Origin of the sequence: Legionella sainthelensi (genome assembly GCF_900637685.1) — a bacterium.
Classification (GTDB): domain Bacteria; phylum Pseudomonadota; class Gammaproteobacteria; order Legionellales; family Legionellaceae; genus Legionella; species Legionella sainthelensi.
This window is the reverse complement of record NZ_LR134388.1, coordinates 249,937-276,532: the sequence shown is the minus strand read 5'-3', so window position 1 is coordinate 276,532 and position 26,596 is coordinate 249,937. Positions and strand designations below refer to the sequence as shown.

Sequence of the window (26,596 nt, the reverse complement as noted above, 5' to 3'; positions counted from 1 at the left end):
TGCCTAGCGCTTAATAGTTATTGCAGCAAATGAATGACCCAAATCTACCGTCTCAGGCATCGCGTTTGCAACCCATACAACATCAGCCGCAATGCGCTCATCACGTTTAAGCGGCAATGTTATCTCAATATCTCCCTGAGATACAGTAGCAACATCATCTAAATTTAATCTATCTGCTGTTTCAGGATTGATGCGTATGCATGCTGATTCTGCTGCAGCACATAATTGCAGCTCTTTAGCATTTCTGACAATTGCATCACTACGGTATAGAGGCCACTCGCCCACTCGTGCCAAAGATTGATTCATTAATGGCAAACACTCAGGATAATAAGGTTTATATTCATGCTCCATCGTAATTGCAATAATATTTTTTATTTCAGTTAAGACATCTTCAGTCGACATATACTCAAAATCATGGCAGTGGAGCAAATTGCCTAGCACTCTTAAAATCTTCCATGCGGGACGAGAGTCCCCATGTGGGGACAAAGCCCCTTTTACAGTTTGCCAAGTGTTATCGACATTAATATACGTCCCTGAAGTTTCTGCATAAGGAGCTATAGGTAAAATTACATCTGCATAATCATGCATTGAATCATGTTCATAAGCACTAAGCAGCACAACAAACTCTGCGGCAAGCATTGCTTGTCTTGCACCAAATGGATTAGCGAAATCAAAGCCAGGTTCAACACCCATTAAAAAATATGCTTTCAGTTTTGCATTGATCGCTGACTGGACATCCATGCCTGGACTGGAGATCGATTTTCCAGCTGTTGTCCTATGTGGAACCATTCCTGCCATCCATGCGCCAGCACTATTAGCACCTTGGGTTAGTCTTAAGACTTTTGCACCACTTAACTTTTCGATCAGGAAAATAAAGGTACGCAATAAGGAAGCCTCTGGGTGATTTTCGCAAAGTGCACCAGTCACTAGGCATGCATTATCTTCTTTTAAAGCTTTAGCTACATTTCGAACGGCTTCATCTGGCTCTAAGCCTATTAATAATTTTTGTATTTCCTGTGGTAAATTCTTTATATTATCTGTAAGAGCTAAAATAAGTTTGGCTAAGTGCATTGGCATTTCCAAAGGGGAAATTATAAAGCGCTCAGTCAGATCAAAACGGTATTCGAAATCTACTGGATTAATTGCATAAATTTTGGCTCCATTACGAAACGCCTTACGCAGTCGAACACCTGCCAAAGGAACTTCGCGATCGATGTTGCATCCAACAAGTAATATTGAATTTTGATTTTCGATATCCGCATAAGTTAAAGAACTTTTAGGTGTTGTTGTTTGATTGTCTTGATCTTTAAAATCAACTTGTTGCACTCTGTGATCGAGATTATGCACGCCAATTTCGCGCATAAGTTTTTGCAATAAAAACAGCTCTTCTAACGTAGACGAACTTGATGCAAATGCACCTACTTGCTCCGGTCCATTATTTTTTATAACCCGGGCGAGCCCATCTGCTGTAAATTTTAGTGCTGTTTCCCAATCAACGGTTTCCCATTGGCCATTGCGTTTAATTTGTGGCTGAGAGGCCCTGGTTGTACTTTTTAAGCCAAGATAACTGAATCGATCCCGGTCAGAGAGCCAGGTTTCATTAATCACTTCATTTTCTTTAGGAACAACACGCATTAACTCGTTTCTACGTGTATGTAAGTAAACATTTGATCCCAAACAATCATGTGGTGCAATACCTTCATGTTGGGTCAACTCCCAAGCTCTTGCTGTAAAGCGAAACGGTTTAGAGGTTAATGCTCCGACAGGACACAAATCAATAATATTACCAGAAACCTCGGACTTCATACTATGCTCAACGTAGGTGCCGATTTGCATGTGCTCACCACGTCCCGTCGCGCCTAGCTCTCTTAATCCCGCGATTTCTTCGCCAAAGCGAACACACCGAGTACAATGGATGCATCGGGTCATTTCAGTAGAGATAAGCGGGCCTAAATTATCGTCATCCACGGAACGTTTTGTTTCTTTATACTCTGATGAACCTGAACCGAATCCCATAGAGTTATCTTGTAATTCACATTCCCCACCTTGATCACATATTGGGCAATCTAAAGGGTGGTTAATAAGGAGAAACTCCATCACCGCTTTTTGGGAATGTAATGCTTCTTTGGATTTAGTAAATACTTTCATCCCATTGGTAATTGGCGTTGCGCAAGCAGGAACAGGCTTTCTGCCATTTTCAACTTCAACTAAACACATACGGCAGTTTGCTGCCACTGATAGTTTTTTATGATAGCAGAAGCGTGGAATATGTATGCCTGCCTCATCTGCAACCTCAATGATCATTTGACCATTTTCTGCTTCAAATACTTTACCGTCGATTTCAATAGTAGTAGTCATAGTCAAACCTTTTATTTTATGCTGCGACGATTGAGCGTTTATGTTTCACAAAATATTCAAATTCATCGCGGAAATGCTTAATAAAACTTTGTACAGGCCAAGCCGCTGCCTCACCTAATGCACAAATTGTACGTCCTTCGATATTATTCGCAACATTGACTAATCTCTCTACATCCCCAGGTTCGCCATGGCCCTCTTTGATGCGGTGTAATAAACGGACCATCCAGCCTGTCCCTTCCCGACATGGGGTACATTGACCGCAAGACTCATCCATATAGAACTCTGCAATACGATACAGCGCATCTACCATACAAGTAGTTTCATCCATGATGATCACCGCACCAGATCCTAATCCTGAACCAGCTTTTTGAATGCTGTCATAATCCATATCCAGGCCCATCATAATATCGCCTGGCAAGACAGGCATCGACGTCCCCCCTGGGATCACTGCTTTTATCTTTCGTCCTCCGCGAACTCCACCGGCTAACTCTAGGAGCATTTTAAAAGGTGTACCTAGCGGGATTTCAAAATTTCCAGGCTTATTTACGTGACCACTAACGCTGAAGCACTTAGCTCCTCCATTATTCGGTTTACCAATTTTCAAAAACCACTCACCGCCTTTCTCCATGATAACGGGGACGGAAGCAAAAGTTTCAGTATTATTTATTGTCGTAGGTTTACCGTATAAACCATAGTTTGCAGGAAATGGTGGTTTAAATCGTGGTTGACCTTTTTTTCCTTCGAGAGAATTAAGTAAAGCCGTTTCTTCCCCGCAAATATAGGCACCTGCACCTAAGTGATTGTACAAATCAAAATCAATGCCAGAGCCTAAGATATTTTTGCCCAATAAACCTGCAGCATAAGCTTCTTTTATGGCCATCTCGGTATGTTCGTAAGGGAGCCAAAACTCACCGCGGATATAGTTATAACCAACCGTTGCCCCCATGGTATATCCAGCTATAGCCATGCCCTCAATCAGCTGATGAGGATTAAATCTCAATATATCTCGATCTTTACAAGTGCCTGGTTCACCTTCATCTGAATTGCATACCACGTATTTTTGTACTGGATTATTTCGATTCATAAAGCTCCATTTTAATCCAGTAGGGAATCCTGCGCCGCCTCGACCTCGTAATGCAGAAGTTTTCAGTTCGTCAATAATATGCTGAGGAGAAGTTTGTTCTTTTAATATTTTTCTCCAAGCACTGTATCCACCAACACTTTCATATGCAGATAGCTTCCAAGGCTCTGGTAGATGAAATGTTCGATAGCAAACTTGATTTAATTCAACCACGGCAACCACCTCTATCTTTTATTGGTATTGTTCCAACACTTTGTCAATTGATTCAGGAGTCAAATTTTCATGATAGTCCTTATCAACCTGCATCATCGGTGCATTAACACAAGCCCCCAAACACTCCACTGCTCGCAAGGTAAAGCGCCCATCATCCGTAGTTTCACCCAATTTTATATCTAATTTTTTTTCTAGATGTTTCACAACCGCAGCTGAATCGCAGAGCATGCATGAAATATTGGTGCATACATTTATTAAGTGCCTGCCTAGTTGTTTGTGCTCATACATCGTATAAAAACTGGCCACTTCATATACTGCAATTGCAGGCATATCAAGGTAATCGGCGATTGCATCCATTAGTTCAGTAGTTAAATGGCTATGCTCTTCTTGGACAATCCGTAAAGCACTCATTACCGCAGATTGTTTTTGATCCATAGGATATTTTGCTACCCAATGATCAATTTCTTTTATTCTCTCGGCCGCGACTAGTTGACGCAAAATTTTTGCTGAATTATCAGACATTTCTAAACCTTCTATTTAGGGGGTCGTGCAAAAAACTTACATGACTCACATCATATCTTATATCATCATCTTGACATTTCATTTGCAAAATGTTTCATGTATCACTACTCATATGTGCTTGTACTTCATCAAACGTGTCAACTCGATAGCAATTCAAGCACAAGTCATATAAATTTCTACGATTTTAATTAAAATCATCCAAGGTTATAGCTAAAACCATGCAATGACAACGTATAAAATTAACGATCAATTTCACCAAATACTATATCCTGGCTTGCCAAAATAGCGACACCATCGGCGATCATGTGTCCGCGAGTCATTTCATCATAACTTGATAGATGAGCGAACCCAGGAGCACGAATTTTCATTCTATAAGGTTTGTTAGCTCCATCAGAGACCATATAAATGCCAAACTCGCCTTTAGGAGCCTCAACTGCACTGTATACTTCACCTGCGGGTAAACAAAAACCTTCAGTAAATAACTTAAAGTGATGAATCAACTCTTCCATGTCGGCTTTCATTTCAACACGTCGGGGAGGAGTAACTTTATGATCATCTACTCGAACTGGTCCAGGATTTGCCCTCAACCATTCAATACATTGTCTAATGATGCGATTTGACTGTCTTAACTCTTCTACACGAACTAGATAGCGATCATAGCAGTCACCTGTTTTACCTACAGGAATATCAAAATCAACACGATCATAAGCAGCATAACTTTGTTTTTTTCGTAAATCCCAGGCAATTCCAGACCCACGAAGCATAGGACCTGTAAATCCCCATTGAAGTGCATCTTCAGGCGAAACAACACCAATATCAACTGTTCGTTGTTTCCAAATTCGATTATCGGTTAATAATGTTTCATACTCATCGACGCAACGAGGAAAACGCTCAGTAAATGCCCACAAAAAATCAAGCAAGCTGCCATTACGGTATTCATTTAGCTTTTCAACCTCACGATCATTATGCCATTTTGATGTTTGATATTTAGGCATAGCATCAGGTAGGTCTCGCGCTACACCACCAGGTCTATAGTATGTAGCATGCATGCGCGCCCCAGACACAGCTTCATAGCAGTCAAATAAATCTTCTCGCTCTCTAAAGCAATATAAAAAGACCGTCATAGCGCCGATATCAAGTGCAATGGCACCCAACCATAAAAGATGGTTCAAAACTCGCGTTACTTCATCAAACATAGTGCGGATATATTGAGCACGCAAGGGGATTTCTATACCTAATAGTTTTTCGACCGCGCGCACATATGCATGTTCATTACACATCATAGAGACATAATCGAGCCTGTCCATATAACCAATGTTTTGTATATAAGGTTTGGTTTCTGCTAGTTTTTCTGTAGCCCTGTGTAATAAACCAATATGAGGATCAGCCCGTATGATCGTTTCGCCTTCAAGCTCAAGAACTAAACGTAACACACCATGTGCCGCTGGGTGTTGTGGACCAAAATTTAAAGTATAGTTTTTCAATTCAATCATTTTCGCTACCTTTGTTACCAATATAACGGTTATCATTACGAATAACCTTAGGTACTAAAACTCTAGGCTCAATATCTACTGGAGCATAAATGACTTTTTCAGTTTTTGCATCATAGCGCATTTCAACATGACCACTAAGTGGAAAATCTTTACGAAATGGGTGTCCGATAAAACCATAATCCGTCAAAATACGTCTTAAATCAGGATGTCCTTCAAATAAAACACCATACAAATCATAAGCTTCACGCTCAAACCAATTTGCTCCTTTCCATAAATCATGTACTGATGGAATAATTAAGTGCGACTCATCAGCAAATACTTTGACACGTATGCGATGATTTTTTTTAGTTGAGAGCAGGTGGTACACTACAGCAAAACGAGGTTTATCAAGTGTATAAGCTTTGGCCTCTTGACGCTCAACTCCGCGACAAAAACCTTTCTCTGTTGCTGCATCTGTTTCCCAATCATATTGACCATAAAGCAAATAATCTACCGCACAAAGGTCAATAAGTTGATCAAAACAAAAAGCATCTAAATCACGTAACTCGAGCATTACGGCCTTCAGATTTGATGCCTCAACTTCAATGGTTACTTCATCATGAGCGACTGATGTAGTGCTGATGTAACTTGCTAATTCACTCTTGAGTTGTTCAACCAAATAATCATTTTTTGTCATCTAATATGCACCTTTGATAATCTTACGCTTCTAAGATTTTTTTATGCCTGATTTTGTTTTGCAATTGAATTATTCCATAAAGTAGCGCTTCAGCAGTTGGAGGACAGCCTGGCACATAAACATCTACAGGAACAATACGATCACATCCACGCACTACCGAGTAGGAATAGTGATAGTATCCACCCCCATTAGCGCATGATCCCATGGAAACAACCCATCTAGGTTCAGGCATTTGGTCATAAACTTTGCGCAAAGCAGGAGCCATTTTATTACATAATGTGCCTGCAACTATCATCACATCAGATTGACGTGGACTAGGGCGAAAAATAATTCCGAACCGATCCAAATCATAACGGGCAGCACCAGCATGCATCATCTCTACTGCACAACATGCTAAACCAAATGTCATAGGCCACATAGAGCCACTACGTGCCCATCCAACAAGTTTTTCGACAGAAGTCGTAACAAACCCACTTTTTTGCAATTCAGCAACCGCCATAGCTAGCCTCTAAGCAGTTAAATATTAATAAAAAAAGAGTACTCCCAATCGTATACCTCTACTTCTAGAGAACGATCGGAAGTGAATATTTGTGCACCTAAAGATCATTCCCAGTCAAGTGCACCACGTTTCCATTCATAAATAAAGCCAATCACCAACAATCCTAAAAATAACATCATTCCCGCAAAACCAAACCAACCTATTTTGCGCAAAACTAAAGCCCAAGGAAAGAAGAAAGCTGTTTCCAAATCAAAGATAATAAAAAGTATCGCTACGAGATAAAAGCGAACATCAAAAGGGATATGTGCATTTTCAAAAGCACCAAATCCACATTCGTAAGGTGCGTTTTTGGCGTTATCAGGCATATGCTTTGAAAACAGGCTACCAGCGCCTATCATCGCTAAACCTAATGCAACTCCAATAATTATGAAAATGAGAACTGGAAAATATTGAGATAGCATTTTTGTACCTTGCACGGATTAAAATGGTGCCGAAGGCCGGACTCGAACCGGCACGGCTTACGCCACCGCCCCCTCAAGACGGCGTGTCTACCAATTTCACCACTTCGGCTTGTTTTTTTATTTATTATTACGTCTAACCATTTCTTTTTACTTTACAAAATATAGTAAAAAGATTTACTTATTCTTTTTATCATTGTTATCAATCGGAACTGGAATCGAATTCGCCGGTACAGTAGTTTGCTGCGGAATTACTTGTTGTTCCGTTTTTTGATATTGCATGGATACTAAATAAGATAACAATAAACTGGTGACAAAAAAAGTTAGTGCTAAAGCACCCGTTAGTTTAAATAAAAAGCTTCCAGTTCCTTGGCTACCAAATAACGTATTTGAAGCGCCTGAACCAAAAGCTGCGCCTATATCAGCGCCCTTACCATGCTGGATAAGAACTAAGCCAATTAAGACTACTGCAACGATTACATGAATCATTAATATCAATTGATACATTTCACAATTTCCACAAACTGTTTCGCGTTCAGCGATGCTCCACCTACCAAACCACCATCAACATCTGGCATCGAAAATAGTGCTTTTGCATTATTTTCATTTACACTACCACCATAGAGGAGGGGTAGTTGTTCTGCATCGCTATCATTTATTTCTGCTACTAACTTTCTAATGAATTTATGAACTTCCTGAGCCTGCTCCGGTGATGCAGTTTTTCCTGTACCTATTGCCCACACAGGTTCGTAAGCTACTACACAATTACGAAAGCAATTTTTATCTTGTTTACTTACTGCCAGTAATTGATTTGCTATTACTTGTTCCGTATGTCCTTTTTCACGCTCAATCAGAGTTTCACCGACACAAAGAACAGGTATCATACCATGTTCTTTTACATGGTGGAATTTTTGCGCGACAAAATTTTCATCTTCATGAAATCCATGTCTTCTCTCAGAATGACCTACCAAGATATAACGACAGCTAAAATCTTTTAACATTGGAGCAGATATCTCTCCTGTATAAGCGCCAAAATCTTTTGGATACACATTCTGCGCCCCTAAAGCAATAGTACATCCCGCAATCAAGTCTTTTACTTGCGGTATATAAATTGAAGGCGGCATAATTACTACCTGGGTATTTTGAACAGATTGCAGTAGCTCTTTAATCTCATTGGTTAATTGAACTACCTGGTGTAGCTGACCATTCATTTTCCAATTGCCAGCGACTATTTTCTGTCTCATTAATTGACCCTCTTATTCTCCATTGCGGACTATACCCAAACTCAGCCAAGATGTGTAGTCTTATTGCATTTTTTTTATTAAATGCTTTTCTGTTATGAATTAAGTATGATCCAATAATCTACTTAACGAACTCATGCTCATCAATTTGACTTATTTCATCACAAAGCTTTTGTGCGTATTGTTTTACTAAAGATTCGTTTATGCCTTCTACCATAACCCGTAGCAGAGGTTCTGTACCCGATGGTCTAAGCAGAACTCGCCCTTCACCTTTTAAACTTTTTTCTAAAACTTTAATTCGTTCAATTACTTGAGGATTTTTTGCTAAAAGCTCTGCATGATTCGTTTTGAAATTCACAAGACTTTGAGGTAATAAAGTAATACCCTGGGTAAGCTGTTGTAACGTTTTACCTTGTTTCACCATCATAGATAGTACTTGCAATGCAGCAACAATTCCATCCCCTGTTGTTGTTTTGTCCAAACAGACAATATGACCAGAGGGTTCCCCACCAATTTTCCAATCATTTTTGTGTAAGGCCTCTAAAACATATCGATCACCAACCTTTGAACGAATAAATGGGACACCTAGATCATTAAGAGCGCGTTCTAAGCCATAATTACTCATCAATGTTCCAACTACTCCTCCGTGTAATACACCACGCTGGTGTCTATCTTTGGCAATAATATATAAAATTTGGTCCCCATTAACAATGTTACCTTCTGAGTCGATTAATATGGCGCGATCTCCATCACCATCAAGACCGATGCCTATATCGGCTCCCGTACTAATTACTTTTTGTCTTAATAATTCAGGTGATGTTGAGCCACAATTTTCATTGATGTTAAAGCCATCAGGGCGATTCGCTATCGAGATAACTTGGGCGCCAAGTTCAGCAAATACATTGGGAGCAACGTGATAAGTCGCGCCATTAGCACAGTCAACAACAATTTTTAACCCTGATAATCGGGTAAGAGATGGGATAGTAGATTTACAAAACTCAATATAGCGTCCTGTTGCATCATTGATTCGAGTTGCCTTGCCCAATTTTTCAGAAGGCACTGTTTGCATCTTTTTTTCCAGCTCTTCTTCTATAGCTAATTCAACACTATCCGGTAGCTTTCCACCTTCTGCAGAAAAGAATTTGATCCCATTATCTTCAAACAGATTATGCGAAGCGCTGATCACAACACCCGCATTAGCTCTTAACGTTTGTGTTAAATAAGCAATGCCTGGAGTTGGCATCGGACCTAATAATGCAACATCAACTCCGGCTGCAGATAGGCCCGCCTCTAAAGCGGACTCTAACATATAACCAGACACGCGAGTATCCTTTCCTATAACGACTTTTTTACGGTGTCCATTAGCCAATACTTGTCCAATAGCCCACCCTAACTTTAGTACGAATTCAGGATTAATATTTGATAGTCCTACATGCCCACGAATACCATCCGTACCAAAATATTTTCGCTGATTCATCCTACTTACCTCTCATTTACTCGATACTGCCAGGGAATGGAACATCCGCATGACAGATCATATTGATCATATGTAATGCTTGTTTTGTTTCATCGACATCATGCGTTCTTATAATTCCAACGCCTTTCAATGCAGCATATACAGCCACTGTAATACTGCCGATTAAACGATCGTCAACCTCTTTTCCAAGTATCACTCCAATAGTGCTCTTACGTGATGCACCTAAAAGCAATGGCAATCCAAATGAAGCAAAAATATCAAGCTTTTTAACCAAGAGCAAATTATCTTGTACGCGCTTTCCGAAACCAAAACCAGGATCCAAAATAATATTTTGCCGATTTATTCCTTGACGCTCACATTCAGTAATACGTTCTTTAAAAAAATTTATTATTGCTGGAAGTACACCTTCTGAATAATAAGGCTCATTCTGCATATTCTCAGGTTCCCCCTGCATATGCATTAAACAAATGGGTACTGCAAGTTTTGCAGCCATTGCAAGTGCTCCACCGGTGCGTAATGCATAAACATCATTAATTAGATTAGCACCAGCATTTACAGCAGCTTCCATCACTTCAGGCTTATTTGTATCGATAGAAATGCAAATATCTGAATCAAATCGAATTTGTTCAATTACGGGAATAACTCGTTTTAATTCAGCATCCACGGATATTTGCTGTGCACCAGGCCGAGTGGATTGTCCACCAATATCAATTATATCTACTCCTTGGGTAATTAATTGAAATGCATGTTCACATGCATGATTTGCTGATAAAAACTGGCCTCCATCAGAAAAAGAATCTGGCGTAACATTTAAGATACCCATAATTAATGGTTTTTCAGGAAGGCTATCTGGCATGAGTTGGTGTTGATGCTTCAACCAACTCATAAATTGCTTTGAATCCACCTGCTTCTCTCACCTATGGCTCATAATTTCAGTGCTCTTCAGCAGGATTTACTATTACTTCAGGATCAGTTGGTTTTTCAGGTAATTTATTATTATTGATTACCTCAGAACCATCTAGGGGTTTAGATGACCCCCAGTCTTGTGGTGGTGAAGGCTCTTTACCCGACATAATTTCTTGGATTTGTTGAAAATCTATTGTTTCATATTTTATTAGGCTTTGAGCCATTAAATGGAGTTTATCCATATTAGTGACCAAAATTTCTTTGGCTCGCTTATAGTTTCTATCAATAATTGCCCGCACCTCATCATCGATTTGTTGCGCGGTTCTATCTGACATTTCTTTATGTTTATTCATAGAGCGACCTAAGAATACTTCCTCTTCCTCTTCACCAAAAGTAAGTGGTCCTAAAGTCGATAACCCCCATGTTGTAACCATTTTACGAGCTATTTCAGTAGAACGCATAATGTCATTTGAAGCACCTGTAGTCACACTTTCAGGACCAAAAATAAGTTCTTCGGCAATTCGTCCGCCAAATAAGCTAGATAATTGGCTTTCGAGGCGACGTTTACTATGACTGTATCTGTCTTGCTCCGGGAGAAACATCGTCACACCCAGCGCACGTCCGCGAGGAATGATAGATACCTTATAGACAGGATCATGTTCGGGTACACATAGACCTACAATCGCATGACCTGCTTCGTGGTAGGCGGTTAGCTTTTTCTCATTATCATCCATCACCATGGAGCGTCGCTCGGCTCCCATCATGATTTTATCTTTAGCGTTATCCAACTCCATCATACTGATTTTACGCTTATTAGCTCGTGCAGCAAATAAAGCTGCTTCATTGACAAGATTTGCTAAATCTGCACCAGAAAAACCGGGAGTACCTCGAGCAATGGCCATCACATCGACATTAGTGTCTACAGGGGTTTTTTGCAAATGTACTCTTAATATTTGCTCTCGTCCTCGTATATCAGGCAAAGGTACTACAACTTGGCGGTCAAAACGGCCGGGACGCAATAATGCAGGATCCAAAACATCTGGGCGGTTAGTTGCGGCTACAACAATAACGCCTTCATTACCCTCAAAACCATCCATCTCAACAAGCAATTGGTTCAATGTTTGTTCGCGCTCATCATGGCCACCACCAAGTCCCGCTCCTCTATGACGTCCTACAGCGTCGATTTCATCTATGAAAATAATACAAGGAGCGTGTTTTTTTGCTTGCTCAAACATGTCACGAACCCTAGAAGCACCTACCCCCACAAACATTTCGACAAAATCAGAACCTGAAATAGTGAAAAAAGGTACTTTAGCTTCGCCTGCAACAGCTCTGGCTAAGAGCGTTTTACCGGTTCCCGGAGAACCAACCAGGAGTACCCCACGTGGAATGCGTCCTCCAAGATTTTGAAATTTAGTAGGGTCACGCAAAAAATCAACCAATTCTTTAACTTCTTCTTTTGCTTCATCAACCCCAGCTACATCTGCAAAAGTAACTTTGACTTGATCTTCACCCAGCAAACGTGCACGCGATCTGCCAAAAGACATCGCACCGCGGCCACCACCTCCTTGCATTTGGCGCATAAAAAAGACCCAAACACCAATGAGAAGCAACATCGGAAACCAGTTGATAAACAAATGCAGGAGGAAACTTTCTTGTTGTTTTTCCTGACCACTTACATCAACTTTACTTTTTAACAATTCACCAAGTAGTGCATTATCTTGCATCGGCATGTAAGTTACAAAACGTTTGTTATTTTTGGTGATCCCTTTGATGATTTTATCATCTTCAATAGTGACTGAATTGACCATACCTTGATCAACTTCTTTCAAAAACTGGCTGTAAGAAAGTTTCTCAGCAACCGAGTTTCGAGGGCCGAAATTACTGAAAACTGAAACAAGCACTATTGCTATAATCAGCCATAAAAATAAATTCTTAACCATGTCGTTCAAAGTATTAACCTCGTTAGTGACGAACTGCTTTATATTGTGCAATCAAAATTATTAGATCATAAAGTTACTATAAATTGTATCCCTTTGCCAGCAAATAGGTTTCTTTTGAGCGAGCACGTGAAGCCAATGGCTTACGGATGACTACTTTTTCAAAAGAAGACCTCGCTTGTTTTACTAAATCATCGAAACCTGAACCATGAAAGACTTTAGTTAACATGGCTCCACCAGGTTTTAACATTTTTTCAGCAAAATCAAAAGCCAGCTCAACCAAATACATTGCACGCGGAATATCAATTGCTTTACTTCCACTCATATTTGGGGCCATATCTGATAATAACAAGTCTACACTGCGTTCAGGAATCAAATTTATTAATTTTTGGAATACTTCTTCTTCTCGAAAATCACCAAGAATAAAATGGACATCAGGCAAAGCATCCATGGGTAAGATATCTAAAGCGATAATATGTCCACTGCCTTTCAATTGCTCAGAAACATACTGCGTCCATCCTCCTGGAGCTGCGCCAAGATCGACTACTGTCATTCCTGGTTTAAGTAATGACTCCTTATCATCTACTTCCTTTAATTTGTATACTGCACGACTGCGATAACCCTCTGCTTGCGCTTTCTTTACATACACATCATCAAAGTGTTCTTGCAACCAGCGTTTACTGCTTTTAGTACGCTTCATAAATTTTTATAAAGATTTCAATATGTATTATGATACTGAATTTCACTACCTTTTCCCAGCAAAACGTGCAATAATTTGCCATTTTATCATTTACCCTCCAAATGACTTAGGTTAATTGGAAGATATTTAGGATTATTATAGTGGATACGTCACAGAAAAAATCACTTAAAGCAAAAGCGCATCATTTAAAACCAGTTGTTCTTCTTGGTGCCAAGGGCTTAACTGAAGCAGTGATTGCGGAAACGGATGTTGCCTTACTTTCCCATGAGCTCATTAAAGTAAAAATAAATGGCGCAGAAAAAGAAGACCGACTTAGTATGGCTCATGAATTATGTCATCAATTGAAGGCTGAATTGATACAAATGATCGGTAACACGGTTATTGTGTATCGTAAAAATGAAGAGAAACATAAGTGACAGAACTCTAAGTATTGTATACACTAGACCTTACTATTTGGCAAATAACATATTCCCTTCACCAGCTAGTCCCTACAATTACTTAAGGACGGCATAAGGGATAACTACATTATCGTATGGCCTATGATATTAAAATACATACCAAATGCGCTTACTTTGTTGCGCTTAATATTAATCGTTCCTTTTTTATTCTACTTATACCGTCATGAATATGTTATCGCTTTTTATTTATTTATTCTCGCTGGTCTTAGTGATGGTTTAGATGGTTTCTTAGCAAGAAGCTTTAACTGGCAAAGTTTTTTTGGCTCTTTTGTCGATCCCTTAGCCGATAAACTATTAATCGCTTCCAGCTTCATTTCATTAGCGTTAATCGGCATACTACCTTGGTGGTTAGTTGCATTAGTCTTTCTTAGAGATTTAACTATTTCTCTTGGGGTGGTAGCATGGTACCACTTTATTCGCCAAAAACTAGAATTTCAACCTACCGTTTTGAGCAAAGTCAATACTGCATTGCAACTCACTTTAGTGACTTCATGCCTCTTTGAATTAGCTTATTTTCCTTTTCCTAACTATCTATCGACCACGTTGATCTGTTTGACGACTGCAACCACAGCAATTACCTACATTGATTATCTTTGGACCTGGGGTAGAAAAGCCTGCCCTAAAAAAGAAATGTCAAAATGAATAAGCAGTTAGCTTTAGCAATAAAATTGAATGATCAAGCAAGCCTAGAGGATTTTAATTGGGGAAATAATAGGCTGCTGCAACAACAACTGGAAAACATGCTCCATTACAGAGAAAATCGCTTACTTTATCTCTGGGGTGTTTCAGGAAGTGGCAAATCACATTTATTACAAGCATGTTGCCAAGAAGTTAACTCAACTCAATCAGCTATCTATCTTCCTTTGACCCTTCTTAAAGAGTGGGGACCACAAACTATAGAAGGAATTGAAGATCAAACATTAATCTGTATTGATGACATTCATATTATTGCTACAGACTCTATTTGGGAAGAAGCTTTATTTCATTTGTATAATAAAGTTAAAGATACAGAGAGAAATATTTTAATTATTTCTGGGAATCAATCACCGGCAACCATTCCGATTAAACTTGCAGATTTACGTTCCAGATTAAGCTGGGGTTTAGTCATTCAACTAATGGAGCTCGATGATGAAGATAAAATTAATACGTTAAAACACCATGCATTAAAACGAGGCTTTGATTTACCAGAGAGCGTTGGTCAATTTCTACTTAATAGGTGCTCAAGAAATATGCATGATCTACATCATATACTTAATCGTCTGGATGATGCATCTCTCGAAGCACAACGAAAAATAACGATTCCCTTTGTAAAAAATATTTTAAATATTTAATGAATCTCCTCATGCTTGAGGTTTCAAACGACACCCAAGGACATGATTTCTTGATTTTCACGAACAACAGGTGAAACTGAGGATTTAAGAAAAGAATAAAAATTGGTACTTACTCGCAGATCCCCCACCGCTTTATTTTGAGTTGTATTTGAAGTCAAGGGTCGTTCGCACCTATTGATTCGATGCTCTAATTGAGCAAGTCTTTCAGTGACTCTTGCTGTACCAATCACTTTTTCTTTTAAACTTGCTAATTTCTTTGCTTCTATTTCCAACGCGTTTTTATCACATAATCGCTGTACTTTTTCCTCATTCAATCCAAACCAATTAGTCACTAATTTTTCCAATCCCGGACGCTCAACATACCAATAAATGCTGAGTGCGGCCAATCCCACAAGCACGCTAAAAACAATTATCGGCCAAAAAGTCGGGAGTACCGAATCCCAAACAAGGCTTGAAATAAAAAGAGCAACAGATTGCCCTGCAAAAAAACCACCACCAAAGAAAAACAGTCCCGATACTCCAGAAAGAGCAGTCTTAATCATTTGTACATTCTTGCTATTTAAGGCCTCATCAAATTGCTTACTGGCTCCGGCAAGAAACATTAAACGTTTCTGCAAGATAGAGAGTATTAATTCCAACTGTTGCAAATCTTCTTGTGACATCGCTACAAGAGTATAGCTGTTAATTTTCTTCCTAATTGCCTTGATCTTTTGTAATTGGGATAGATAAGCATCTAATAATTTATACTCACTTAGTTTAACGCCCAAAGCATTAGACACCTTAACTAAGTCAACTCCCAAAAAAACAATAATGGAGAGCAAAATAAAAGCAAGTCCTATCCCTAGCACAATTGAAGGTGACATAGCAAACACACTCAACATGGTTACAACACCATCAAAACCTTGGCACGCAGTGACTAAAATTCCGGCTGACGTGAGAAAAAGAAATTTGGTCTTGCTCATTGCAGAGGAATCATTATTATCTCTTTTCTCTATTCTTTCACACTCACCTTTCATAGATAGGGCTAAATCACACAAAAACTCTGTTTGTAGAGAGACAAGAATAAATTCTATCTTTTGACTTTTTTTAGACGTTTCAAATGACTGAATTGGATTAATGCTTAACCATGCAATTAAAGCTTTAAACTTTATAGAAGTAGAAGGTAAGATTTTATTTCGTCGTACACCGCTGGCAAGTAAATATTTTTTTATCCACTTTTGTGAACTCAGACTGATTGTAATGTCCATCACAACGTTTAACTTCAAATTTAACCAAAACACTTAATGCTACAACAAATCTGCTCAAATAGATATTCATTGAAAATGAATCCAGGGTTTCAACTCTTTACTTCGCTAACAAAATACGTTCGCTAGGAAAATTGAAAATCAGGTACCAGGAACCCACAAAAAATAGAGGAGAACCTAATAAGAAATAAATTGAAAATTGTATTTATATAATTTATTGAATGTACCATCTGACCAAAACTGCAATATTATTGTATTGATTTGCGCCACCTTCGCTTTGTTGGCAGGAAGTGTAGCAATACCTAACCCATTGCCTACTTTAAAGTGGCTCTTTAATACCTTGCTATATTCTGGATACTGCGAATGGAGATACAACACTGTCAAGTAGTTTCCAAATAAGGCATCTATTTCGTTATTATATAAGGCATTTACTAAATCAACGGGTCGTTTATAACCAATAACAGTATATTTATTTAACTCATTTTGAGACAAATAATTAAGGTACTCTCTTCCTTGTAATACGCCAATACGTTTATTCTCTAATTCATTGATGCTGTTAATCGGGTTATCGATTTTCAGCAAAAAGCCACCCTCAGAAATCATATAAGGTAAAGTAAAAAGATATTTTCCTTCTCTGTCCGGGGTAATAACTAAGGCACCGAGTGCAAAATCAATTTTTCCGGAATCCAAGGCCCCAAATAAATCATAGTAGTGCATGGACACATAATGACAATCCCACTTGAGACGACTACAAATAATATTCATCACATCAATATCAAGACCGGTAACACCAACCATTTTATCATTGACTGCATAAGGTGGATCATAAATAGGCGTGCCAATGATAACAGCTGCCTTCACAGGAAATTGAATAGTAAAAAAAAGTAAGAGAATACAGAAAAAATGTTTCATTTCTGAACTTTTTAAGGTTTTATAAATTATAAGCTCATACCGGATAAACTTCAAACTACGAGTTGCACAGTAATTCAAAATTATTATTTCTTTAGTTATCGTGTTACAGCAAAAAACCCTTTTTAGTAATTCTCGCTCGTATATGATTCCTTAGCTCCTAGCTCAAATGAAACAAAATTTATTCTTTTTGTACATTTTTAATTCATAACTTATAATTAAAGTACAATAATTGACCGATGGAACGAGCATGAAAAAAACGATAATCGCAGTTCTAGTACTTGTACCCACCCTACTCTTAAATGGTTGCTATGTCACCTCTTACCCAGGAGGATACTATTATAGTGGTAATTCTGGTTATTATCCAAACTACTACTACTCTGGATGGGGTGGTGGATGGGGTGGTGGATGGGGCAATAATTGGTATGGTCGTGGTTGGCATGGTGGCGGTTGGCATGGCGGCGGTTGGCATGGTGGCGGTTGGCATGGCGCTGGTTGGCATGGCGGTGGTTGGCATGGCGGCGGTCATTGGCGCTAATAGCTTCGTTTAAAAATCCTCATAAGTGCGTCAACTTATAAGTACCTATGACGAAAAGCCGGAGGTTTAAAAGGCAATCAACTAGCTAGCTCCATCCTACCAGATACCGTCACATAGACCCTGGCTTTCGCAGAAGGTGATGCCTTATAACCATCACCTTCTGCGAAAGCGAAAGGTCTAAAATGTAATAACCTTGTTAGAAATCTCACTGCGATTTAAATACAAATTTTTACTTAACAATAATTATCCAATCAAGAATTAGAGTGATTTTCTAACCCAGAGGACTTGATAAAGCATCTGGAGACAGAATATTCAACTTCATTCACTTCCTGATGAACGTTGGTATTTTTTGTTGCTATATAGCGACTTAATCGAGGTGACAATAACCACATAAACAGTGCAATTATTAGAGTCACGATACCGATACAGGCAAATACGTGAGTATAAATCATCAAAGAACCAATTCCTGGCTTAATTTGCTCAGGAAGTGCCGTATATGAAGCAACCGTCGCACCAATAAATCCAGCTATTGCAGAAGTCAAAAACCACATGCCCATCACAAAGCCTGTAATTTGTGTCGGGACTAGCTCTGCAACCATAGCCACACCTAAAGCAGAAACCAACAGCTCACCAAGACTTTGGAACAAATAGCTTATAATGAGCCACCAAGAAGAAACCATTCCATGTTCCGTATAAAAGTAACGGGCAAAAAAGAGCATCAGAAAGCTCAATCCACACATGGTCATGCCTAAAGAAAATTTATAAGGAATAGAAAATGTAATTCCCTTTTTATTGAGTAGACCATAAAAGTACGCTAAAACTGGACTCATCAATACAATCCAAATAGGATTCAATGCCTGAAAGCTTTGCGCGTCAATAGTAATGCCAAAGAAAACGGGGGTGACATTATGTACGGCAAATAAATTGAGCGACGTTGGCATTTGCTGATATAACGTAAAGAAAATGACTGCTTCAAACATTAGTGCTAAGGCAACTAACATGCGATTCCTTACCACTTTATTTTCTTTTCGCAGTATAAATATATAATAACCAATTACGGCAAGTGTAATCACCCAAAATAAATTTTTTGTGAGCATTACATGCTGCAGTAAATATGCCGAGCATTCGGTGAGAAAAATCACTCCAAAAAGTATTATTAACCAATGAAGGGCGGAGATCTCACGCTTATCTGCATCAGTATTAATATGAGCAATAAATTGGTGTTGTAGCCAATAATTTGCTAATCCAATTAACAAACCAATCGCACTCATCATATACGCATAAGAGTAACCATACCGGCTAGAAATTGAAGGACCTGCAAATAATGCAATCATACTACCCAAATTAATTGCCATGTAATATAAAGTAAAACCCTCATGTAGCCGAGGATCATTCTCCTCATAACATTTCGCCAACAAGTTCGATGGGTTTGCTTTAAATAAACCATTTCCCACACATATTAAACCTAGTGCAAAAAATACGTGTTCTTTATCAGTTATCGCTAATGAAAAATATCCCGCCGCCAATACAATAAGACCGAGAACTATCGTGCGTTTGGTACCTAGCACCCTATCGCCTAAGTACCCGCCAATAACTACCATACCGTAAACAAGAGCTGAAAAAGCGCCGAATGTATAATATGAAACCGTATCTGTATATCCCAAGTATCGGATAAAAAAAAGTGTTAAAATTCCTTGTACCGTATAAAACCCAAACCTCTCCCATAATTCCAACATAAAAATCATATGAAATGCGCGCGGTTGCTCACGAAGGATATTTACCATAAGCGTTCTTCCTTAAGGGGTAAATTTTTTGAAACCTAGAAAAACAGTTGGACACATTGGGGGCAAGATAAGGAGGTTAAAACAGTAAACTTTGGAATTTTTTTAAAAGCAAGAGCTCTCTGCACAGTTAAAAAATTCAAAAAAATCCAGTAGGTTAAGTTCCTTATAGTGCCTCATATGACTTGACTGCTCTTTCTAAGCTAAAGTAAAGGAGTTTTAATTTTTTTGCAATAGACCTTGTAGCTGCAAAACCTCTTTTGTGACTTAAAAGTGGCGTAAATTTTTAAGAAGAGAGCTTAGAAGAGCTTGCTAATTCATCTCAAACTCAACTATATTTCACATAAACATTCAATAAATTGTGACAAAAACAATCATCATGTCTAAAAAAGCCATTTATTTAGCTGGAGGCGGAGCACGCGGCGCTTATCAAGCAGGAGTACTTAAAGCAATTGGACAAATCTTGCAAGTTAAAACTCTTCCTTTTGATGTAGTCAGTGGGGTTAGCGTAGGCAGTATCAATGCTGTTGTACTTGCTGAAAATGCAGATGACTTCCCCACTGCGCTTGATAAATTGGAAACTATGTGGAGTGAAATTCATTGCCAACAAATCTACAAAGCCAGCAACTTTGCATTAGGCAAATCAGTAGTACGAAATATGAGTACCATGATGATCAAGCAGCGCCAAGCAGCACATTTATTGGATACTACCCCGCTGAAACAAATGATCGAAGAAGAGCTTGATTTTTCTAAAATCACCCAAAATATAGCTAATGGAACTCTAAATACACTAGAAATTATTAGTAACTGCTATGAAACACGTCAGACAATTTCTTTTTATGAGCATCATAATCCTGAATTTATTGATTGGAATTACCCACGACACAGCAGCAAGCGTGCCAACATTAAAGCGGAACATATCTTAGCATCCAGTGCCTTACCCTTATTTTTTCCTACAGTATTACTGGATGGATTTCATTATGGCGATGGGAGTATTGGCTTAGCATCACCACTTCGTGGTGCCATTCGTTTTGAAGTAGACAAAATTTTAATTTTAGGAACTCGAGCCATACCGACATTCGTTGAACAGGAAAATTTACGGAATAACGACGATATTCCTTTTTCGCATATCTTTGGAAACATGCTAAATGCCCTTTTTTTGGACAATCTTGATCGTGATATTGAAATGGTAAATCGAATGAATGAAATTGCCATGCTCCTATCCATCTGGAAAAAACGCCGTTCTCCTTGGCGGCCTATTACAACATTACACATGCGTCCTAGTAAAGATTTAGCACCTTTAGCTCAAGGACATTTTAAAGCGTTACCCACATTGTTAAGATATTTGCTTAACTTTTTAGGCGAAAAGAAGCATTCTGGTGATCTTCTAAGCTTTGTTCTTTTCGAACAAGATTTCACAAGAGAGATTCTTCAGCTCGGTTTTCAAGATACGATGAACAACGCGAAGGAAGTGGCTGCCTTTTTTGAGTGACATCTGTGGATTAGCCACCACATTGTGGCGTAAAATAAACGAGCCAATCCTGTAGCGCTCATAGGTTATGAGCGCAAAAACCTCAAAACCTCTTCGGTCTCAGGAAGAATCCCATGCCAGATAAAAAATGCTTCTGCTGCTTGTTCCACCAACATCCCCAAACCATCAACAGCGTCACAACCCATGTTTCTGGCATATTGAACAAAAGTGGTTATATCCTGATGTTTGTAAGACAAATCATAACAAAAAGGTTTTGCAGCCATCGTCTCCAAAGGTAGAACAACAAACCTCTCTGTCAAGCTTGCAGAAGTAGCATTAATAACAATATCAAATACACCCTCAATTTCATCTAAGCTGATACACTTAGCCTGTGGAAAATCAAGTTGCAGTGCAGCTGCTTTCTCGGGGGTACGATTGGCGATGATGAGCACCGCAGGATGCTCGTCTAATAATGGATAAATAATCCCGCGTGCCGCGCCCCCAGCACCCAATATTAATATATTCTTATTGTGTACTGAAATGTAACGACTCAAATCACGAATAAAACCAATACCATCGGTATTATCTGCATGCAGCTGATCTGCCTTTATCCATAAAGTATTCGCTGCCCCAGCTTGCTGGCAGCGAGGGCTATGCTGTTGTGCCATTGCAAAGGCGCGTTGTTTAAAAGGTAAAGTTACATTAAGCCCTTTGCCCTGTTGATTAAAGAAATCCATCACTTGTTGTTCAAAAGTACGATCTTCTGCTTTAATTTTTTCATAAGTTATTGCAGCATTGATCTGCTTAGCAAAATACTGATGGATAATAGGGGATAGACTATGGGCGATGGGATTACCCATGACTGCATAACGCTGAGGCAATTCACTCTCCTTTTTATTACAATAGAAGGCACATATGGTGATGAGTTTAATAATATCAGAAACATGATTGAATCATCATGATGACTTCCCCAATTTTTTGATCTAATTCCAGTAATTTAATTTTATAGAGCAACCTTTCGCAGCAATTTCACAGAATTTTGGTACCACAAAGACAAACGAATACAAGAATCCTTTAACTTTTCTTGCAAAAATTCATAATTTTACAATAATTAAAATAAACCCTCCTTCTTCGTATCATCTTTGTTGCCATAAAGTGATTACGAATAAAATTAAATTTGAATTAAGGAAAATTCAATGAGCGATTTTTCCGAACAAGAAAAAAACATCTTAAGAAATAGTCCATTGTTGAAGCATTTGTCTGAAAGAAACTATCAGTTATTCATGGCAATTTCTTCTAGGGCAACTTTTGGAAAAGGAGATCTCTTGCTTAAAGAAGGAGAAATAAGTGATGATTTTTTTATTATTATTTCAGGGACAGTTGGTCTTTATAAGAAAGAAGATGAGAATTCTGATCCTGAATTTATAGAAACATTAGCTACTGGTGAAACGATTGATGAAATGAGAGCCATTCAAAATCGAACTTGTGCGCTTACAGTAATCGCCACTGAATCGGTTGTTGTACTACACACCTCCATTAGTCAATTGCATGCTTTAGAAAATCAACGCTGCCATAAAGCTATTGTGGAAGCTATTATTAAAATAATTAGTGACCGATTATTTCACAGCAATGAAACCATTTTAAATAAGATTCACGAGCAAAAAAGAAAAAGTAAGCAACTTCTCTTTTCGCTCTTTACTATGCTTGTGCTAATTATTTTCTTATGTGAATTGGGTATAGGACTTTATTATACATTGAATCCCATGGATTTTTGTAATTGGATTAGTGCGCTTCCTGCTGAAAGCGCTAAAGTTTCATTATAAACAGTTCAAGCCTATGAAGTGCTAGGACGTTTTCAAATGAAGACATCCTTCAAAGTAGACCCACTGCTTTTGGTGAACATGAGTTCTTAATGTTCTGTCACACAACACTCATACTTAACCCACGCGTTTTTTGGCCAAGTTCCAAATGAGCATCAACTCATTAAAAGATTGTCCCTGTAAATTATTTAATTTCTTTTCTTTTGCAACGGTCTTCACTGCATGCAATCTATGCTCAAATTTGCCTAATGCTTTTTTAAGTGTCTCTTCAGGGGAAAATTGACAATAAACACATAAGGAAAATACTGCATGTAGTAGATCACCAATTTCTTCTTGTAACGCAGATTGGTTCATGCCTTGTTTTGACTGTAAATGTTCTGAAATTTCCATACACTCACTTTGAATTTGCTCCATAATTTGAGTTGTCGTTTCCCACTGGAAGCCAAAATCAGCAGCCTCTTGCTCTAAGAATAATACTTTTTCCAATAAATTCATTTAACTCACCTCGCAGAGAACAAAACCGTATCATACTTTTGTAATACAGGTTTGATAATAATTAATGTGCGTTTGATATCATTTTATGCTTTATCTCCAAAACATTGATTGCGATTTAGACCATCCGCTTCGCGAGGTGACAAAGTTGAGAACGCTGGAATAAGAAGGTTTCCCTCTGCAAAAGCAGAGGGTCTAATATAGAGCATGCTGCAAAATAAAATTTAGAATCAAACCTATTGCATCGAGATCTTCCGCTTTGCGGAAGGTGGTAAATCTCTTATTGCAAAAACACTTAACGGTATTCCAAACTTTTAGAAACAACTTCGGCTAAATCACGTGATAGGTTTTGCTTCGCTAATCGTTCTAACTGGTTGTGCATTAAACTCTGCCTGGATTTATCATAACGCTGCCACCGAGTAAATGGATTAGCGGCACGCGCTGCAATCTGCGGATTAATCTTATCTAAGGTAATTAATATATCTGCTAAAAAGCTATATCCGCTGCCATCGACGGCATGAAAATTACGTGGATTTGCCATACAAAATGCACTCACTAAGGCTCGAACTTTATTAGGATTTTTAATATTAAATGCAGAATGTTGTAATAAGGTTTTGACATGAGTTAAGGTATCTGGTAACTCACTGGTTGCTTGAATTGTAAACCATTTATCCAAAACCAAATCATTTTTAGCCCATTGTTTATAAAAATCTTCAACCGCCTGCTCACGTAATCCTTGGTTAGTGCAATTGGCTAATAATGAAAAGCTCGCTATTTGATCAGTCATCGTTTGTGCAGAAATAAATTGCTGCTGACACATCTCTAAAGCAGACGCTTCTTTAGCCTTCATCATGAGCCACAAACAGATATTACGTAATTTTCTACGGCCATAAGCTACCCCATGCATCTGATGATCTTCTGCTTGCCATAATTGGTGATAAAGTGTTTGGGCTGCATCATACAAATACCAACCCAATTGTTGACGGAAAAAATCTCGAGCAGTCTCCACTGCGCTCACATCAACACCATTTAATGTTGCTGCAACCTCTTCAAAACCAGGAGGGGTCAATAATTCTGCGCGTAAATCAGCATCTAATGACTCATCGAGTAAGACATGCTTGAATGCGGAACTCAAGGCAGAAGGAATCTGCCATGTATTTGATGGCTGTTCTAAATAATCCTTAATACAACTCAACACAAGACTTTGAGCGGCATCCCATTTAGCGTATCCATCTGTTTCATATCGCAATAAGAAAAGCAACTCATCTTGGCTTAAATCATGTTTCAATTTGATAGGGGCAGAAAAACCTCTTAATAAGGAGAAAACAGGTTTTTCACTTAAATCAGAAAAGCTAAAACTTTGCTCTGCTTCTTTTAACTCTAAAATGTCGCTATCTACAGGCATCATGTGGCCTTTAGAATTAAAAAGGGCCATACGAATAGGAATATGGAATGGTTTCTTATTATGGCATTCAGGCGTTGGAGGGCAATGTTGTTGCATCTTTAAAATTAATTTGCCTTTTTCATAAGTACTAATGACCTTAACCTCTGGGGTTCCTGCCTGGCTATACCATCGTTTAAATTGAGTTAGATCTACTTGGTTCGCATCCTCCATTGCCGCTACAAAGTCATCAATAGTAACAGCTTGACCATCATGGCGTTCAAAATATAAATCCATACCACGACGAAACCCGTCTTTCCCAAGCAAAGCATGCTGCATGCGAATTACCTCAGCACCTTTATTATAAATGGTTGCCGTGTAAAAATTATTTATTTCCTGGTACGAGTCTGGTCGCACCGGATGCGCCATCGAACCAGCATCTTCTGGAAATTGTGCACTACGTAATACTCGCACGTCCATAATGCGATTCACATCACGTGAATTCATGTCACAAGAAAATTCTTGATCGCGAAAAACAGTTAGTCCTTCCTTTAGACTTAATTGAAACCAATCTCGACATGTAACCCGATTACCCGTCCAATTATGAAAATATTCATGAGCAACCACTCCTTCAACATCAGCAAAATCTTGATCAGTAGCTGTATCTGGACGAACGAGAATGTATTTGGAATTAAAAATATTTAATCCTTTATTCTCCATTGCGCCCATATTGAAATCACTGACGGCTACGATCATAAAAATATCCAAATCATATTCTCGTCCATAGACCTCTTCATCCCAGCGCATAGCATTTTTCAAAGACTTCATTGCATGAGCACATTTATCCTCATTTCCGGGTTCAACATAAATATGCAAATCAATAGTCCGCCCAGAACAAGTAACAAATTGATCACTGACACGGGCCAAATCACCCGCGACTAAAGCAAATAAATAAGAAGGCTTTTTAAAGGGGTCATTCCAAATCACCCAATGACGTCCATCCGCCGAAGCGCCAGAATCAACTAAATTCCCGTTAGACAACAAAATAGGATATTGCTTTTTATCCGCCGAGATACGCGTGGTATAAGTCGCTAATACGTCAGGGCGATCTGGAAAATACGTAATTCGTCTAAATCCTTCTGCCTCACACTGAGTACAAAATAAATGATTGGAACGATACAGCCCCGATAATTGTGTATTATTTTGTGGATAAATACGTGTCACTATAGTTAAAGTGAATTCATCAGGACAATTTTCTATGATGAGTGCGTCAGATTGTAAGGTATAAGCAGAAGGTTCTAATTTTTGACCGTTCAAATGTAGACTTACTAACTCCAATTCGTCACCATATAAATGCAAAGGCCCTTTATGGCGACGAATTAATTTAAGTTCGTTGCTAACCAACGCATGATCGTCATATAAGTCAAAATTTAAATTCACAGTATCTACTGTAAAAAAGGAGGCTGGTAATTTTTCAAAAAAACAGTAGTGTTTGGCATGATTGTGACATCCTTTGCGAAAAAGCGATTAATTTATTGAGTTATATAAAAATTTACTTAGTTTAGCCTATAATAATTATAAAGGGGTAGCTTCTTAGATCAAACATT

The 26,596-nt window shown here is 38.6% G+C and carries 24 protein-coding genes, 1 tRNA gene and 1 pseudogene; 6 read left to right on the top strand and 20 right to left on the bottom strand.

Annotated features, from left to right (window positions below; translation table 11 throughout):
- Positions 1-3: 3 nt before the first annotated feature.
- From nuoG to rlmE, 14 genes are all read right to left on the bottom strand, one after another.
- Positions 4-2,358 carry an NADH-quinone oxidoreductase subunit NuoG gene (gene nuoG / locus EL220_RS01145; protein WP_027272532.1) on the bottom strand — a complete coding sequence of 785 codons (2,355 nt, stop codon included), beginning with the start codon at positions 2,356-2,358 and terminating at the stop codon, positions 4-6.
- Positions 2,359-2,374: 16 nt separating this feature from the next.
- Positions 2,375-3,652 carry an NADH-quinone oxidoreductase subunit NuoF gene (gene nuoF / locus EL220_RS01140; RefSeq protein WP_027272531.1) on the bottom strand — a complete coding sequence of 426 codons (1,278 nt, stop codon included), beginning with the start codon at positions 3,650-3,652 and terminating at the stop codon, positions 2,375-2,377.
- Between the two features lie 18 nt (positions 3,653-3,670).
- Positions 3,671-4,174 (bottom strand): NADH-quinone oxidoreductase subunit NuoE, encoded by a 504-nt coding sequence (gene nuoE, locus EL220_RS01135; protein WP_027272530.1) that lies wholly within the window; start codon positions 4,172-4,174, stop codon positions 3,671-3,673.
- 239 nt (positions 4,175-4,413) lie between these two features.
- Positions 4,414-5,667, bottom strand: coding sequence for an NADH-quinone oxidoreductase subunit D (locus tag EL220_RS01130; protein ID WP_027272529.1), 1,254 nt, complete (start codon positions 5,665-5,667; stop codon positions 4,414-4,416).
- Positions 5,660-6,343: an NADH-quinone oxidoreductase subunit C gene (locus EL220_RS01125; RefSeq protein WP_027272528.1), complete on the bottom strand. Its 684-nt coding sequence runs from the start codon at positions 6,341-6,343 to the stop codon at positions 5,660-5,662. Before EL220_RS01125 ends, EL220_RS01130 begins: the two co-directional genes overlap by 8 nt.
- A 22-nt stretch (positions 6,344-6,365) precedes the next feature.
- Positions 6,366-6,842, bottom strand: coding sequence for a NuoB/complex I 20 kDa subunit family protein (locus tag EL220_RS01120; protein WP_003633367.1), 477 nt, complete (start codon positions 6,840-6,842; stop codon positions 6,366-6,368).
- A 104-nt stretch (positions 6,843-6,946) separates the two neighbouring features.
- Complete coding sequence (locus EL220_RS01115) at positions 6,947-7,303, bottom strand: NADH-quinone oxidoreductase subunit A (protein WP_027272527.1); 357 nt, start codon at positions 7,301-7,303, stop codon at positions 6,947-6,949.
- Positions 7,304-7,327: 24 nt separating this feature from the next.
- Positions 7,328-7,412 (bottom strand) — tRNA-Leu (locus EL220_RS01110).
- Positions 7,413-7,477: 65 nt separating this feature from the next.
- Complete coding sequence (secG, locus tag EL220_RS01105; RefSeq protein ID WP_027272526.1) at positions 7,478-7,807, bottom strand: preprotein translocase subunit SecG; 330 nt, start codon at positions 7,805-7,807, stop codon at positions 7,478-7,480.
- Positions 7,795-8,544 (bottom strand): triose-phosphate isomerase, encoded by a 750-nt coding sequence (tpiA, locus tag EL220_RS01100; protein WP_027272525.1) that lies wholly within the window; start codon positions 8,542-8,544, stop codon positions 7,795-7,797. The genes secG and tpiA overlap by 13 nt, the downstream gene beginning before the upstream one ends.
- A gap of 118 nt (positions 8,545-8,662) precedes the next feature.
- Entirely contained in the window at positions 8,663-10,018 is a 1,356-nt protein-coding gene (gene glmM / locus EL220_RS01095) for a phosphoglucosamine mutase (protein ID WP_027272524.1), read from the bottom strand.
- Between the two features lie 16 nt (positions 10,019-10,034).
- On the bottom strand, positions 10,035-10,922 hold the full coding sequence (gene folP, locus EL220_RS01090; RefSeq protein ID WP_027272523.1) for a dihydropteroate synthase: 888 nt from the start codon (positions 10,920-10,922) through the stop codon (positions 10,035-10,037).
- A 28-nt stretch (positions 10,923-10,950) separates the two neighbouring features.
- Positions 10,951-12,867 (bottom strand): ATP-dependent zinc metalloprotease FtsH, encoded by a 1,917-nt coding sequence (gene ftsH / locus EL220_RS01085; protein ID WP_035906706.1) that lies wholly within the window; start codon positions 12,865-12,867, stop codon positions 10,951-10,953.
- Between the two features lie 76 nt (positions 12,868-12,943).
- Positions 12,944-13,564, bottom strand: a complete 621-nt coding sequence (rlmE, locus tag EL220_RS01080) for a 23S rRNA (uridine(2552)-2'-O)-methyltransferase RlmE (RefSeq protein WP_027272521.1) — start codon at positions 13,562-13,564, stop codon at positions 12,944-12,946.
- A gap of 140 nt (positions 13,565-13,704) precedes the next feature.
- Here rlmE and yhbY point away from each other — a divergent pair, with 140 nt between their 5' ends.
- The 3 genes from yhbY to hda all read left to right on the top strand — a co-directional run bounded on the left by yhbY (position 13,705) and on the right by hda (position 15,353).
- Positions 13,705-13,980, top strand: a complete 276-nt coding sequence (gene yhbY / locus EL220_RS01075; RefSeq protein ID WP_027272520.1) for a ribosome assembly RNA-binding protein YhbY — start codon at positions 13,705-13,707, stop codon at positions 13,978-13,980.
- 123 nt (positions 13,981-14,103) lie between these two features.
- Positions 14,104-14,664: a CDP-alcohol phosphatidyltransferase family protein gene (locus EL220_RS01070; RefSeq protein ID WP_027272519.1), complete on the top strand. Its 561-nt coding sequence runs from the start codon at positions 14,104-14,106 to the stop codon at positions 14,662-14,664.
- Positions 14,661-15,353 carry a DnaA regulatory inactivator Hda gene (hda, locus tag EL220_RS01065; protein ID WP_027272518.1) on the top strand — a complete coding sequence of 231 codons (693 nt, stop codon included), beginning with the start codon at positions 14,661-14,663 and terminating at the stop codon, positions 15,351-15,353. Before EL220_RS01070 ends, hda begins: the two co-directional genes overlap by 4 nt.
- A 23-nt stretch (positions 15,354-15,376) precedes the next feature.
- Here hda and EL220_RS01060 read toward each other — a convergent pair whose 3' ends face one another.
- Entirely contained in the window at positions 15,377-16,600 is a 1,224-nt protein-coding gene (locus tag EL220_RS01060) for a hypothetical protein (protein ID WP_027272517.1), read from the bottom strand.
- A gap of 174 nt (positions 16,601-16,774) precedes the next feature.
- A complete protein-coding gene (locus tag EL220_RS01055) occupies positions 16,775-17,509 on the bottom strand; it encodes a transporter substrate-binding domain-containing protein (RefSeq protein ID WP_027272516.1) in 735 nt (244 codons plus the stop codon).
- A gap of 247 nt (positions 17,510-17,756) precedes the next feature.
- Between EL220_RS01055 and EL220_RS01050 the strand changes: the two genes are divergently transcribed.
- Entirely contained in the window at positions 17,757-18,044 is a 288-nt protein-coding gene (locus EL220_RS01050) for a hypothetical protein (protein ID WP_027272515.1), read from the top strand.
- Positions 18,045-18,295: 251 nt separating this feature from the next.
- Here EL220_RS01050 and EL220_RS01045 read toward each other — a convergent pair whose 3' ends face one another.
- Positions 18,296-19,828: an oligopeptide:H+ symporter gene (locus tag EL220_RS01045; protein WP_027272514.1), complete on the bottom strand. Its 1,533-nt coding sequence runs from the start codon at positions 19,826-19,828 to the stop codon at positions 18,296-18,298.
- 376 nt (positions 19,829-20,204) lie between these two features.
- On the opposite strand from EL220_RS01045, the gene EL220_RS01040 reads away from it, so the two are divergent.
- Positions 20,205-21,317 (top strand): patatin-like phospholipase family protein, encoded by a 1,113-nt coding sequence (locus tag EL220_RS01040; RefSeq protein ID WP_035906704.1) that lies wholly within the window; start codon positions 20,205-20,207, stop codon positions 21,315-21,317.
- 65 nt (positions 21,318-21,382) lie between these two features.
- Here the strand turns inward: EL220_RS01040 and aroE are convergent, their stop codons facing one another.
- On the bottom strand, positions 21,383-22,177 hold the full coding sequence (aroE, locus tag EL220_RS01035; RefSeq protein ID WP_027272512.1) for a shikimate dehydrogenase: 795 nt from the start codon (positions 22,175-22,177) through the stop codon (positions 21,383-21,385).
- 315 nt (positions 22,178-22,492) lie between these two features.
- On the opposite strand from aroE, the gene EL220_RS01030 reads away from it, so the two are divergent.
- The gene (locus EL220_RS01030) at positions 22,493-23,119 is read left to right on the top strand and encodes a Crp/Fnr family transcriptional regulator (RefSeq protein WP_027272511.1); all 627 of its coding nucleotides are present in this window, start codon (positions 22,493-22,495) and stop codon (positions 23,117-23,119) included.
- A 114-nt stretch (positions 23,120-23,233) separates the two neighbouring features.
- Here the strand turns inward: EL220_RS01030 and EL220_RS01025 are convergent, their stop codons facing one another.
- Positions 23,234-23,611 (bottom strand): MazG nucleotide pyrophosphohydrolase domain-containing protein, encoded by a 378-nt coding sequence (locus EL220_RS01025; protein WP_027272510.1) that lies wholly within the window; start codon positions 23,609-23,611, stop codon positions 23,234-23,236.
- 292 nt (positions 23,612-23,903) lie between these two features.
- Positions 23,904-26,488 (bottom strand): annotated as a pseudogene (pepN, locus tag EL220_RS01020) (aminopeptidase N).
- Positions 26,489-26,596: the final 108 nt, after the last annotated feature.